This window comes from Ligilactobacillus sp. JN-6 (Y).1 (genome assembly GCF_058111525.1).
On the sequence record NZ_CM176599.1, the window covers coordinates 660012 to 672507 of the forward strand.

Consider the following 12496-nt stretch of genomic DNA (forward strand, 5'->3'; position numbering starts at 1 on the left):
TAACTGTTCCTATTTGCAATTTTAGTATACCAGTATTTGCAATTATTGCAAGCGTTTTCTAAAAGTTTTTTATTTTTTTCACAAACAGTACTGCACTCAGACTGATTGTCACTATTTAATTTGATTTACAGACCATAAACTGTCTTGATAAAATCAGAAATTGGTTATTTAAGCATTCCTATTTTACTTTTTAATATACCAGTTAGTATAATAACCATAGCTAAGAAACATATCCCATCTAATTTATCATTTAAATCAGACATTTTTCTTAGCTTCTTACATTCACGTACATTTTAATTTCAATAAACCGCAGCTTTAATGTAAGAGGTACAAACAGGTGTCAATTTAAATTAAAAGAGATATTATAAAAGCTACAATACCAAAAATTTTTACATACTCTTTTTAAGTCAAGAATCACACAGATTTTACAAGAATAACGATAATTGTTACGAAAGGAAAAAACATGACAAGCCTCAATAAAGAAGAATTAGTAGCAAAGGATCTACAATATAAAATTTACAAAAACATTTTACAAAGCAACGATAAAATATCAGAGCGCAGTATTTCAACTAACTATAACATTTCCAGAGGAACCGCTCGTTGTGCCTTAACTCGCCTAGAAAAAATGGGGGTTCTTCACAAGGTAGAGTCCATCGGGTATTTTGTTAACTCCCCAAAAAAAGATCATCTTATAAACTTTATTTCAAATTTCAATAAAACGTATAGTTATTTAAATCTAAACCCTGATGTCGACCAGTACGATATATTAACTGAAAAATTCATCGATACTGACAAAATACTATCCCAAAGATTCCAATTGCCCTTGGGAACTAAAATGTTATTTTCTTCGTTTCGAGTCCCGTCGCTGGAAAATGATTCAAGTTTATTGTTAAATGATATGTTCTTGCCTCTTAGTATTAACTTATACATTTCAGAGAAAAACATCTTTGAAAAAATTCAACAGGCTATCTCAAGTACTCAAAGTATTGATTCCACCTTAAGTCTGACTTATGCAGATAAGAAAACTTCTGAGGCACTTCATGTAGAGTACAAAAAACCTTTATCTTGTGTTTCGGCAACTTTTAAAAATAAAAAAGAGCAAAATATTTTTTTCTTGACCCAATATAGTGATATTAATTCATCGGCTAGTGTCTACCCTTCAAAAGTCATTACAGGAAAAGTAGGTGGTTTCATTGAGTGAACTTGATTACAGATCTCCATTATACAGGCAAGTCGAAGCATTGCTCCGCGAAAAAGTCTATTCACAAGAATATCTTCCAGGACAAAAGATACCTAGTGAAAGACTGTTAGCGCAACACTATAAAGTGAATCGAATGACAGTCAAAAGAGCTATCGATTCCTTAGTTGCAGACAGCTTATTGACGCGTGAACAAGGAAAGGGGACCTTTGTCAAGAGTGGGATCGATAAACGCTTCGACATCACTTTTCAATCTTCAAAGTCACTGACAAATGTTCTTTCATCTAAAGATAATAATATTATTAACCATATCCTTAAATTTGTTGATAACATTGACTCCGAATTTTTAAGGGCAAAACTGAACCTCTCACAACAAGAAGAAATATCTGGCGTGCATAGAATAAAATTGAGGAATAATACCCCTTTTGCTGTTGAATACTCGTATGTTCCTTCAAAATTGTTTCCTGATTTTTACGATATAGATTTTAATAATGTTGGACTCTATGACTATATGGCAAGCAAAAATCATGTCCCAACATTTTTTCAATCTTACCAAATATTAATGAATCCCTTACCCAAAGAAGCTAAATTATTACAAGTTGATCCTCAATCATTTGTTTTCAAATCAGATTATTTAAGTGCAGACGAAAATCAAGAAATCATTGAATATACGGAAAGCTATACTAAAGCTTCTGTCGGGAAAATAACTTCTCGTCTTTCTCTTTAAGATTTAAAACTTTTTATCGCTATAAATAAATTATCATCTACACAAAAATTGATCATAATTCCAAATTGGAAATATAGTTAGGGTCGCAAACATAGATCATATCTTGTCAACTTTTATGTAGCAAACAAATTTCTTAAAAACTGTTGCTTTTTAAATCGATTCCATTATAATAATGAGTAAAGATTATATAACATTATATAATCTTAAATAATCTAGACCAAAAGGAGAGCATTATTATGAGGAATGAACATGTTTCACAGATCGATAAAGCAGTTGATGAGGTTGCAAATCGTACTATAAAGAGTATCTTTTTTGTGGCTTGTGGTGGCTCCCAAGCAGTTCTTATGCCTGGGCAATATCTTTTTGACAGAAATTCAGACTTGGTCAATCAGGTGTACACAGCGAACGAATTTATCCACGATGCTCCTAAGACTTTAAACGAAAATGCCGTTGTTGTTTCTATGTCACATTCAGGAACAACTCCCGAAACAGTTAAAGCTACCAAGTTAGCTAGAGACAAAGGTGCTTTAACGATCAGTTTTTCTCATGACACTGATTCTCCACTTTGGGAAACAACAGAGTATCCTATCCACTATGACTGGGGAGAAAAAGCTGATGCCAGCGATCTAAACAAGCCCGTATTTTTCGGTTTGGTTTTCAAATTATTAAAACATTTTACGGACGATGCTAAATGGGATACTTGCTTCAAAGAATTGGATAAGCTTGAAGCATTAACTACTAAAGTTAAAAGTGAATATAGCGCTACTGCTAAAGAATGGGGCAAGAAGTATAAACGTAGTGAAACTATTTATACCATTGGTAGTGGTATCAATTATGGTGAAGTATATTCTACAGCTTTATGCTGGTTCATGGAAATGCAATGGATAAATTCTGGTGTCGTCAATTCAGGTGAATACTTCCACGGGCCATTTGAAATCACTGATTATGATGTTCCGTTCTTACTTGTTAAGAGCATTGGTAACACAAGACCACTTGACCAAAGGGTAGAAAATTTCGCTAAGTCACACACAGATTGCTTAGAAGTCATTGATCAAGCTGATCTTCCTTTAGATTCTGTGGCAGATGATGCTAAAGAATTTGTTGCTGCTATTTTGACAGGAACAATGATCCGTCAGCTCGTTGAAGCAATTGCTTTCGAGAGAGGTCATTCATTAGATGTTCGTCGCTACATGTGGCAAATGGAATATTAAGCAGTAAGGTGGCTCGCCGAACTTCGACGCCATATGGTAGCTAGCACTGCTCAACTAACTGCTTTTAATACACATTACTAATTAAGTTACAATTACCTTATTGACGATGATGAGGTAATTTTTACAAAAGTAGAATGATTTATGATTAAAAATCCAGATAAGCCTTCAAAATCCATAAATTTTAAGAATGACGATTGAGAACAAAGGATTCATCCTTTGTCACCAGGCCAACAGAGTTATATTTTAAAAGAAGGGTTACCTCCTCTTTCCTAAGATGTTACCATTAACTTTTACTCTTGTGATATACTATCTTATAAGGAAAAAAGTGAACACGAATGTTTTACTAAACAGGTATAATTGTTTTTGGACTAATTATTGGAGCTCTAGGTATCCTTTAATTTAGTAAAATCAGTTAATTTTATGAAAGCTCACTATTTTAACGGAAAACAACACCGTAAAATAATGGGCTTTTTCGATGAAACTATATCACTTTGAAAGGACGTAGCGAGATGACTACTTTACAAGCAAACAAGCCGTTATACATTCAAATTGCAACTTCTATTCGGAGTGATATCTACTCTGGGAAATATGCGGCTGGTAATAATCTGCCCACAGAGAATAAACTATGTGAGATCTTTTCTGTAAGTAAGATAACTGTTAGAAAGGCAGTAGAACTGTTAGAAAAACAGGGACTAATAAAGAAGATCCGTGGAAAGGGCACCTTTGTTTGTTATAGAAAAGAAGTTATGGAGATCGGGAAAAATCCGATCGGTTTTTCTGGTTTTTTCTCTTCCAAAGGGCACCAACTTACAAATGAATTTCTACAAACAAAAACTATAAGCAGTGAGGAACAGCTTCCGGATGAACTCACTGATAAGTACAATAAGCCAGTCGTTTACATTCAACGCTTGATCAGTGAAGGACAAACACCTATCGGAATAGATAACATCTATATCTCATCCAAAGACTTTCCTGGGATACTTGAAAAAATGTTAGCAGATAATGATTTATACAAAACTTTGGAAAATAATTATGGAGTAAAGGTAAAAAAATCAAATCTTAAAATAAACGGTATAGTTGCAGATCTTAAACTGGCAGAGCAACTTAAATGCACGGTTGGTGATCCTTTATTTGTAGTTAACAAAACAGGTCTTTCAAAAGAGAATAACATCATTCATTTTTCTAAATCGATCGTCAGATGTGACAGGGTCGAGTACTCTTTTTCAATTTAAAAACTTACTTCGATAAAGAGTTTTTTGACATAAAATTAACCTCCTAAGCTTTAGTATCATATTGCTCGGGAGGTTAATTTTATACCAAAAAAGGTGTGTGCTTTTTAACAACGCTATTAATATTAAAGTGATCAAAAGATTCTGGGAAAAGTCGCTTTTTCATTCGAGAGTCTTGTTATTTAGCAATTTCTTTCATTCTCACCACTTGTTAAAGACCCAAAAGAAATCTCAGAAATAATACTAAAAACTTTACTGATGTATTTTGATTTGCTGAATAGCCTCTAAGCTCTCAGCTACATCTTTCCAATTATCCTCATATGGCCCGTAAGCTGTATGGATCAAAGTGTTAGTTGGCAGTGCAGGGCATTCATTTTCACCGTTAGTGCCCCAATTCTGCCAACCAGAGTCTGGTCGTTGAACTATCTGGAACGCTCCGGCAGCATTTTCTGTTTGCCAAACCATAGCCTGATGAGTATCAGTATTAATTTCTGCGGACTTAGTTGCTGGACCGGCAAAGATAGTTTGATCTGGAACTTGACTTACATCTACCGGCTTCTCTGAATACTTCCAGGGACGGTCATTAGCTTCAGCTTCAACAAAGGCTCTTGCGCGTATATCAGATAAATTGTCTAAGTCCTCTTCTCGTTCTAACGCATTTTCCCACACCGAAAACAAACGCCAATACAGATCCCAGTGTGCAGATGCCATGTCTCCTGTTAGTAGAGACTTAAACTGATCAAAGCGCTTACCACGTGAGACCCCATCATGGATCAGCTCCTGAACCTTATCTGACAAATCATCTGCATATGGATCGCCCTCACGATACCAGACACCTGACGTAGTTGCATAACGATTAAACACTTGGTGCCCAATACCACTTTCAAACTCATCTCCAACAGTGATCTTATCAGTAATAGACCGTTGATTAACTGTTGTTTTAAAATGATCCACGTTGTAGGTCCTCGAAAAGAAAGGAGCTTTATAATAAAACGACCAATCAAGACTAAAACGTTTGCCATATAATTCAGGCTTAATTCCATCCGGGATCCTACCCGATAAACGATATTTCTTTAAGACCGGTCCATCTTCTAATGTTCTAATGTCCACTATTAGATGTTCTGCAGGGTTGATCAAGCCATTATCTGGGGTAAAGAAAGGTCCATAAAAACCACCCATAGCATTGTTTCCTGATGGAAGAAGATCCTTGTCTTCTTCTGTTGACTTAAAATGCCGTAATCCCCATTTAGAAGAACCCTCACCTTGAGCCTTTCCTCTGCATAATTCTAAATCAAAAACACCCGTATTTAGATGGACGTAACAATCTTCTTCTTTCGCGTTCGGAACCACTTCGATCCCCTCAACATCTTCTCGCTTTACTTCATGATCAAAAGTTAGAATCACATCTCCTTTTTCAAATGAAACAAAAGCAATAAATTTATCGTCCTCAGGGCTATTTAAACGTTGGCAAATAACATCATTATCATTTTGATCATGAGCCAACCACAGGTTTCCAGAGATCGCTGTATCTGGTTTAAAAAATACAGGAACATTTATCTTTATTTTCTTTGATGGATCAATAATTTTAACAGACTTCATGGAAAAACTCCCTTTCTACAATGCCGTAAAGAAAGTAACTAGTCCGAATACAACACCAAACCCATTACATAGAGTTAAGGGTATATCCCTATCTTCTTTACAAAGAGCGTATATTACCCACAAAAGAGTATTAAAAGCAGTAACAAGAGGCTGAATAGGACTTCCCTTAACACCTTAAATTATTCATAATTGTGGGATGTAAGAAACATACATCAATATCGCAGTTATCGATGCGATCCAACCAAGTGTAGTAATTACTTTTTCAAACTTCAAAATAAGACTCCTTTAATACAATAATTTTAGTAGCTATCTCAGCTACAAAAACATTAAAACAAAACTTATACAGCGTACCCCTTGTTTACCACTGTATCATGCAAAGTTTGCCGCACCGCTCCTTTACTGCTGATCAATTTCTTAAAATAACCTTCAACTTTTTCACCAAGACCGATCTTATATAGATCATTACCAAAAATACTCTGATTACTTAAGATCGGGGATAATGTCTCATGTACGTCAAAGTTTTGACCATCCAGCGTAACTTGGGCCACATACTCTTTCATAGTTCCAAGTAATGGATCGGGACTTTGTTCAAAAGCAGCCCCTTCATCATCGACCCCCATCAAATAACGACACCAGCCAGCTAAAATCAAAGGAATAAATTCCAGAGTCTTCGGATCACGAGCAGGATCATCAACATAGTGTTGTAATGTTACCCCATAACGGATCGCGATCATTTGCGAAGTATCTGTCGCAATGCGGTATGGTGTATCTGGGATGTTTTTGTTCGGTAAACGTTTGTTGATCAGCTCAGCAATAAAACTTTCCGGATCAATAATTCCGGGGTCTTTAACTACCGGTAGATCTTCTCCATAGCCAAGGTTCTTGATCAGTCCAACTAAATCAGGATCTTTCATTTCATCTGCAATCGAAGTAAAACCTAACAGGCAACCATAAATAGCTAATGCTGTGTGTAATGGATTCAAACAAGCTGTAACCTTCATCTGATCTGCATCATTAACTGTATTAAAATCAGTTAAAATAACACCGGCTTTTTCGAGCGCAGGTCTGCCATTTGGAAAACTATCCTCGATCACCAAATAATGTGCCTCTTCTGTATTAACAAATGGAGCAATAAACGTACTTTTAGATGTTTTCGTGATCTGGGTATCAGTAAAGCCCTCTCTAGCAAGTTTAGCAGCAACATCTTCCGCTGGACTGGGAGTAATACGGTCGATCATACTGCAGGGAAATGAAACTTTACTAGCATTTTGTAAATATTCTACAAAAGAGGGCTCAACTATACCGTTTTTTTGCCAACCTTCCGCTATACGTAAAACTTCCGCCTTTAGTTTTAAACCGTTTTTAGAAAAATTATCTGTGCTGACCATTGCAATTGGTAATTTGCCAGCTTGGAACCTCCTATAAAGCAAACTAGCTACAAGTCCCATAGTAGTTACTGGATCCTGCGGACCCTTTTGGATATCTTCCTTTGCCGTTTGTGTTAAATTCCCATCCACATCTGTTAAGGAATATCCTTTTTCTGTGATCGAAAAAGTTACCAGCTGCAAAGTTGGCTTAGTAAAAATTTCAGCAAGTTTTTCCCTTTCACCGTTATTTTTCTGACCTAAATACAAGGCCTCTGTCACGCTGGCAATTAATTCTTTTTCAAACGTCCCATTTTCTTTTAGCACCACACTAAGCATGCGGGTATTATACGGACGGTATACTTGGTCTATTACGTCTTCATCAAATGTTTCCGCAACAATGACCCCACTATTTAATTGACCTTCATTTAACAAATCCTGTGCAATCTTAGCATGAAAACAGCGGAAAAGATTTCCTCCACCAAAGTGAACCCAAGTTGGCTCTGCTAGTGCATTAGCTTTCACACTCTCTTGATCATACTGGGGTACGCGAATACCATTTTTTTGGAAAATACTTGTATTATTCTGATAATCATCTGTTAATCTAACCATCACTATTTCACCTCATAATTATAAAAGTAAAAACACTGAATGTTCATGTTAATTACTGAACTAAGTCTTCACGAACACAATAGCATTAATTTTCAGTTCTATCATTATCAAAGTAAATTTTAATATTCAAAATACAGACTGTTTAATCCAACACTTTATATCAATAAAAAAGAAGATCTAGAAATTACTTTCCAAATCTCCTTAAATTTTATTATAAACACCTTAAATCGAAAAGGTTGTTGTATTTTACGATTTATTCATATGGCCAGAGATAGAGTTGTCTGTTACTGGGCTGACGCTAGTATCGATACCCACAGCTTCTGACAAACGAGCTGAAAGGACTTGGAAAGGCACAACGTAGAAAATAGGCGATAAAATAGGAGTAGTTGTTACTGAAAACTTCAAATCGTTGCCAGTTACATCGAAATCTTCGCCAGAAATAACATACGTATGCTCAGTATATGCACGTCTGTAATAAGCAGCTATGTCTTTCATCCTATCAAATTCAGGTCCAACATTACCACCAATCAAAAAGATAAAGTTATCTTTATCATAAGCACGGAGCGGGCCATGCAGTTGCTCTTCTTGTTCATAGGCTGAACTTGGTCTTCCGAAAGTCTCGAAAAATTTCAAACGAGCTTCTTGAGCAGTCGGATAATTATAACCAAAACCTGCAATAGAAGACTTGCTCATTTTAACTAAACTATCTTTTTGTTTTTCATACCAAGCAACACTTTCTTTGACTACCGTGTCAAAGCCATCGATCAGTTTTTGTGCATCATCGTTAAGCTTTTGGTATTTCTGCTGGCCAATAAGGCCTTTGTTTTTTGCAATTTCAACTGCTAAAACATAAAACTGTAAAATGGTTTCAGTATAGCCACGTGTTTCGGGCCCGATCTGTTCTTCTTCACATACTAAATGGACGTAATGATCTGCGATCTCCGTGATAGCTGAATTTTGTTCTTCAGAAATCCCCACTGTCATAAAACCATCTTTATTTGCACGCTGCAAAGCTTCACACGTTGATGAACTATCCCCATGCTGTGAGAGACCGATCACCAAAATCTGATCATTTTTAAAAACGCTACTGGGATTAATACTTTCTGAGTTAGTAAATACTGTTGGTTCAATTGCAGAGCCTTCTACTCCTAGAAGCTTAACAAAGGTATTTCTGATCACTCGCATAGCATTGTATGAAGTTCCTGAGCCAGTAAAGTAGATTTTTTTAAAATCACCGTTTGTTAGTAAGTTGATAAAGTCTTGACCATAGTCACTTCTCTCGTCATATGCGCGTTGTAAAACCCTCGATGTATCTTCAATATGGCCCATCATTGTTAGTTTTCCCATTTTACACCCTCCAAAAATTATATACTTTGTGTTTCAATGTTACCTTTTGTTACCTTTTTTAACTCTTCCAGCCAGTGCTTGGCCTCAGACTTGTTGCCTAATAAATCGTTAAGTTTAGATAGCCTATACATAATTACCGCCTTAGCCTGAAAGTTTTCAGCCTCCCTTAATTGTCCTTGAAGGAACGCCACTAAAGAGGGATCATTTTCTATATATATCCCATGTAGCAAACGAATATCCCCTATAAACTCAACATTTCTTTCGGGATCTAACACTCTATACATGTACTTCTCTAATTTAACAGCGTCATCTAAATAATTATTATCTAAAAAGTATACATAAACCTTCATTAATTCTACGAACACATCTTGTTTCTTGACACCAAGAGTTACAAGTTGTTCAGTAGTATTTTTAATTTCTTCGTAATTGTTGAAATTTAAGTGATACTCCAATAATAAAGTAGCTCTAGCTAATTTTGAAAACAGCAATTGCCCCAGAGATGAATTGAGTAATCCTGTAAATTCTTCAGTCTCATTGTTAACTTCAAACCTAAACAGTTTATTCATCATTTTGTCCTTAAGATATTTATGAGATAATGGGGCAATGATAATACCAGCAACTAACAAGACCATCATTAATATTTTCAAAAAGTTCACCTACTTAATAATAATTACAACAAACCTGCCCAAACGGCCAATATACCAAGAACGATCAAACCTAACAAAATCAAAGTACCGTTTACTTTTTTCTTAAGTAGCCAATAACACCCAAAGGTTAATAATAGCGGCAAAAGATTAGGCATCAAAGAATCCAACGTCTTTTGAATACCAACTTTTGTTCCACTTAAGTGAATTACCATTGGAACTTTAATAATAACCATCGATGAGATCATTGCCCCAATCACAACTAGTCCTAAAATTTTTCCAGCTTCTGTTAGCTTTTGTAAAGTACCGTCAGCAGTGATCTTGGCTAAAAAACTACTACCACCTTTATAAGTTACTCTGAACCCAAACCAACGCAAAAGCTCACTCGGTACAACATTGATCAAAAAGTACAGAATAGGGCCTAAAACGCTGCCTTTAATGGCTAAAGGTGCCGCAATACCAACACCAATAACGCGTAATGTTCCCCAGAAGAGTGAGTCTCCAATTCCCGCTAATGGGCCCATTAATGCAGTTTTGATCGCACTAATAGACGATGCATCAAAATCAGGATTATTGGCATTTTCCTGCTCCATTGCGCATGTAGTTCCAAGAACCAGAGGAGCCGTTGATGTTGAACAGTTAAAGAATTCAAGATGTCTTCGGTAGCCTTTTTTCATTTCTTCAGAATTATCGCCATACAGTCTTTTGATAACTGGGGTCATCGCCCAAGCATATCCTAATGACATCTGCCGTTCATAATTAAACGCACCGAGTAAACCATAATGGCGCCACATAACTTTACGTAAATCTTTTTTTGTTAACTTTTTGTCTTTTGTATCTGTACTATCCATTATAAAACCTCCTCTTGTTCTTGGGGTTTAAACTGATAATAAGCAAAAGCTATGATAAAACCAAACATTGCAGCTCCGATCATTGGCACTTTCAAGAAAGCCACCAAGGAAAAACCTAAGAATAAAAATGGGGAGTATTTGGTATCGTAGGTTAATTGCATCAACATTGCAATTCCTAGAGCGGGTAATAAGTTTCCGGACTGTTCTAACCCATCTTGGATTACCTTTGGGATAGCCTTAACAAAAACTCTGATTGCGGGCGCCCCAACCAAAAAACCAACCATGATCGGTACAAACTTAGACAAAAACATGATTGCTGAGCCACCCCATTGTCCAATTGCTACTCCCTTCCAGTTACCTTTACTTATTTGATTATCAGCATAGTGTGCAAATATTGCGTTAAAACTACCAGCGGCAATTGCAACTATCTGAGCTACTAAGGCGATCGGGATCGCTAAAGTTAAAGTCGTCTGCCAATTAGCTCCTGTTCTAATAGCTAAAGCAGTTGCTAAAGCTGATCCTACAACGACATCTGGAGGAGTCGTTGTCCCAATACCTACTAAACCCATCCAAACCAACTCAAGCTGCCCACCTAAGTACAATCCTGTCTGAAAGTCGCCCATTATTAATCCAATCAACGGCGCAACAATGATTGGCCGGTCCAACATATGTTGGCCCCCAAGACGACTTTCCATATAAACTAAAGAACCTACTAATGAAACTAAGAAAGCTTGCCACATTCGCTACACATCCTTTTATTTACTTAACTAAAGGCTTTTACTATGCCGCTAAAATTAACCTTTTCCTGCGTGGGCGAAACTTGCGCAAAAACCTCAGCACCTTTATTATCTAATTTTTTTGCGTATTCAAATTCTTCACTCGTCATTTTAACTTGTGGTAAAACTGCAGTCGCGCCATCCTTATAATTAATACCAGCTGTTCCTACGTTGACGTTATCTAACCCTTCAACAGATTCACTGATTTTATAGATATCTTTAACATTTTCAGTAACAAGAAAGATTTTTCGAGAACTATATTTAGGATTATTTAATATTTTGATAGCATCTTCTAAAGTCTTTACAGCCATAGTCACTCCTGCTGGTTTAGCCATCTTCATCGTCATTTGCATCATTGAATCGTTTGCTGCCTTATCGTTTGCGACCAACAAAATGCTCGGTTGAATCTCATTAGTCCAAGATACAGCAACTAATCCATGAACTAACCTATCATCTGCCCTAACTAAACTAATCATCAAGATCATCTTCTTTCAAGGATCTAAACATATCATTCATGTATACCAACTGATTACGCGACTCATCAAGTGCTTCACGTATATCTTGTTCCGTAATATCTTCGGGTTTCAGAACCAACTCCAGTAACAAAGGAAGGTTTACACCGCTAACCACCTTGTATTCAAACTCTTCCATATGTTCACAAACAGTACGGTTAACACTCCCACCCGGTAGATCAGTAAAAACAACTAAATTGTCCTCCTTTAAGCCATTAACTTGGCTTAAAAAAGAATCTTCAAAATTCTTATCATCGTCACTATAAGCATTAATAAAATGAACATTAGTAACAGATGAGTTAAAAAAAAGAATGGAACGATAAAATCCCTCCGCGAGTTTATCATGTGAAGCTACAATAAATTGATTCACTGTTCTCCCTCCTTTTTAATTTTCTAATGGTTTTATCTGAAATTGTTTTCAATTCT

The 12496-nt window shown here is 36.2% G+C and carries 12 protein-coding genes and 1 pseudogene; 4 read left to right on the plus strand and 9 right to left on the minus strand.

What is annotated here, in order from left to right:
* Positions 1 to 463: 463 nt before the first annotated feature.
* The 4 genes from AC3XNE_RS03195 to AC3XNE_RS03210 all read left to right on the plus strand — a co-directional run bounded on the left by AC3XNE_RS03195 (position 464) and on the right by AC3XNE_RS03210 (position 4368).
* On the plus strand, positions 464 to 1201 hold the full coding sequence (locus tag AC3XNE_RS03195; RefSeq protein WP_489832810.1) for a GntR family transcriptional regulator: 738 nt from the start codon (positions 464 to 466) through the stop codon (positions 1199 to 1201).
* Positions 1194 to 1925: a GntR family transcriptional regulator gene (locus tag AC3XNE_RS03200; protein ID WP_489832811.1), complete on the plus strand. Its 732-nt coding sequence runs from the start codon at positions 1194 to 1196 to the stop codon at positions 1923 to 1925. The genes AC3XNE_RS03195 and AC3XNE_RS03200 overlap by 8 nt, the downstream gene beginning before the upstream one ends.
* Before the next feature lie 236 nt (positions 1926 to 2161).
* On the plus strand, positions 2162 to 3136 hold the full coding sequence (locus AC3XNE_RS03205; protein ID WP_489832812.1) for an SIS domain-containing protein: 975 nt from the start codon (positions 2162 to 2164) through the stop codon (positions 3134 to 3136).
* Positions 3137 to 3645: 509 nt separating this feature from the next.
* Positions 3646 to 4368: a GntR family transcriptional regulator gene (locus tag AC3XNE_RS03210; protein ID WP_489832813.1), complete on the plus strand. Its 723-nt coding sequence runs from the start codon at positions 3646 to 3648 to the stop codon at positions 4366 to 4368.
* Between the two features lie 249 nt (positions 4369 to 4617).
* Here AC3XNE_RS03210 and AC3XNE_RS03215 read toward each other — a convergent pair whose 3' ends face one another.
* The 9 genes and pseudogenes from AC3XNE_RS03215 to AC3XNE_RS03255 form a co-directional block, all read right to left on the minus strand.
* On the minus strand, positions 4618 to 5964 hold the full coding sequence (locus tag AC3XNE_RS03215; RefSeq protein ID WP_489832814.1) for a hypothetical protein: 1347 nt from the start codon (positions 5962 to 5964) through the stop codon (positions 4618 to 4620).
* 15 nt (positions 5965 to 5979) lie between these two features.
* Positions 5980 to 6177: pseudogene (locus AC3XNE_RS03220) on the minus strand (SemiSWEET family transporter).
* Between the two features lie 125 nt (positions 6178 to 6302).
* Positions 6303 to 7940 (minus strand): mannitol dehydrogenase family protein, encoded by a 1638-nt coding sequence (locus AC3XNE_RS03225; RefSeq protein ID WP_489833364.1) that lies wholly within the window; start codon positions 7938 to 7940, stop codon positions 6303 to 6305.
* A 246-nt stretch (positions 7941 to 8186) separates the two neighbouring features.
* Positions 8187 to 9287 (minus strand): SIS domain-containing protein, encoded by a 1101-nt coding sequence (locus AC3XNE_RS03230; protein ID WP_489832815.1) that lies wholly within the window; start codon positions 9285 to 9287, stop codon positions 8187 to 8189.
* 17 nt (positions 9288 to 9304) lie between these two features.
* Positions 9305 to 9934 (minus strand): hypothetical protein, encoded by a 630-nt coding sequence (locus tag AC3XNE_RS03235; RefSeq protein ID WP_489832816.1) that lies wholly within the window; start codon positions 9932 to 9934, stop codon positions 9305 to 9307.
* A gap of 23 nt (positions 9935 to 9957) precedes the next feature.
* Positions 9958 to 10782 carry a PTS system mannose/fructose/sorbose family transporter subunit IID gene (locus AC3XNE_RS03240; protein WP_489832817.1) on the minus strand — a complete coding sequence of 275 codons (825 nt, stop codon included), beginning with the start codon at positions 10780 to 10782 and terminating at the stop codon, positions 9958 to 9960.
* On the minus strand, positions 10782 to 11522 hold the full coding sequence (locus AC3XNE_RS03245; RefSeq protein ID WP_489832819.1) for a PTS mannose/fructose/sorbose/N-acetylgalactosamine transporter subunit IIC: 741 nt from the start codon (positions 11520 to 11522) through the stop codon (positions 10782 to 10784). The genes AC3XNE_RS03240 and AC3XNE_RS03245 overlap by 1 nt, the downstream gene beginning before the upstream one ends.
* A gap of 23 nt (positions 11523 to 11545) precedes the next feature.
* Entirely contained in the window at positions 11546 to 12034 is a 489-nt protein-coding gene (locus tag AC3XNE_RS03250; protein WP_489832821.1) for a PTS sugar transporter subunit IIB, read from the minus strand.
* Positions 12027 to 12440, minus strand: a complete 414-nt coding sequence (locus tag AC3XNE_RS03255; RefSeq protein WP_489832823.1) for a PTS sugar transporter subunit IIA — start codon at positions 12438 to 12440, stop codon at positions 12027 to 12029. Before AC3XNE_RS03255 ends, AC3XNE_RS03250 begins: the two co-directional genes overlap by 8 nt.
* Positions 12441 to 12496: the final 56 nt, after the last annotated feature.

Coding starts and splice junctions, on each gene's coding strand:
- AC3XNE_RS03195 (WP_489832810.1), top strand. CDS start 464: ATGACAAGCCTCAATAAAGAAGAATTAGTAGCAAAGGATCTACAATAT.
- AC3XNE_RS03205 (WP_489832812.1), top strand. CDS start 2,162: ATGAGGAATGAACATGTTTCACAGATCGATAAAGCAGTTGATGAGGTT.
- AC3XNE_RS03210 (WP_489832813.1), top strand. CDS start 3,646: ATGACTACTTTACAAGCAAACAAGCCGTTATACATTCAAATTGCAACT.
- AC3XNE_RS03215 (WP_489832814.1), bottom strand. CDS start 5,964: ATGAAGTCTGTTAAAATTATTGATCCATCAAAGAAAATAAAGATAAAT.
- AC3XNE_RS03225 (WP_489833364.1), bottom strand. CDS start 7,940: ATGGTTAGATTAACAGATGATTATCAGAATAATACAAGTATTTTCCAA.
- AC3XNE_RS03230 (WP_489832815.1), bottom strand. CDS start 9,287: ATGGGAAAACTAACAATGATGGGCCATATTGAAGATACATCGAGGGTT.
- AC3XNE_RS03240 (WP_489832817.1), bottom strand. CDS start 10,782: ATGGATAGTACAGATACAAAAGACAAAAAGTTAACAAAAAAAGATTTA.
- AC3XNE_RS03245 (WP_489832819.1), bottom strand. CDS start 11,522: ATGTGGCAAGCTTTCTTAGTTTCATTAGTAGGTTCTTTAGTTTATATG.
- AC3XNE_RS03250 (WP_489832821.1), bottom strand. CDS start 12,034: ATGATTAGTTTAGTTAGGGCAGATGATAGGTTAGTTCATGGATTAGTT.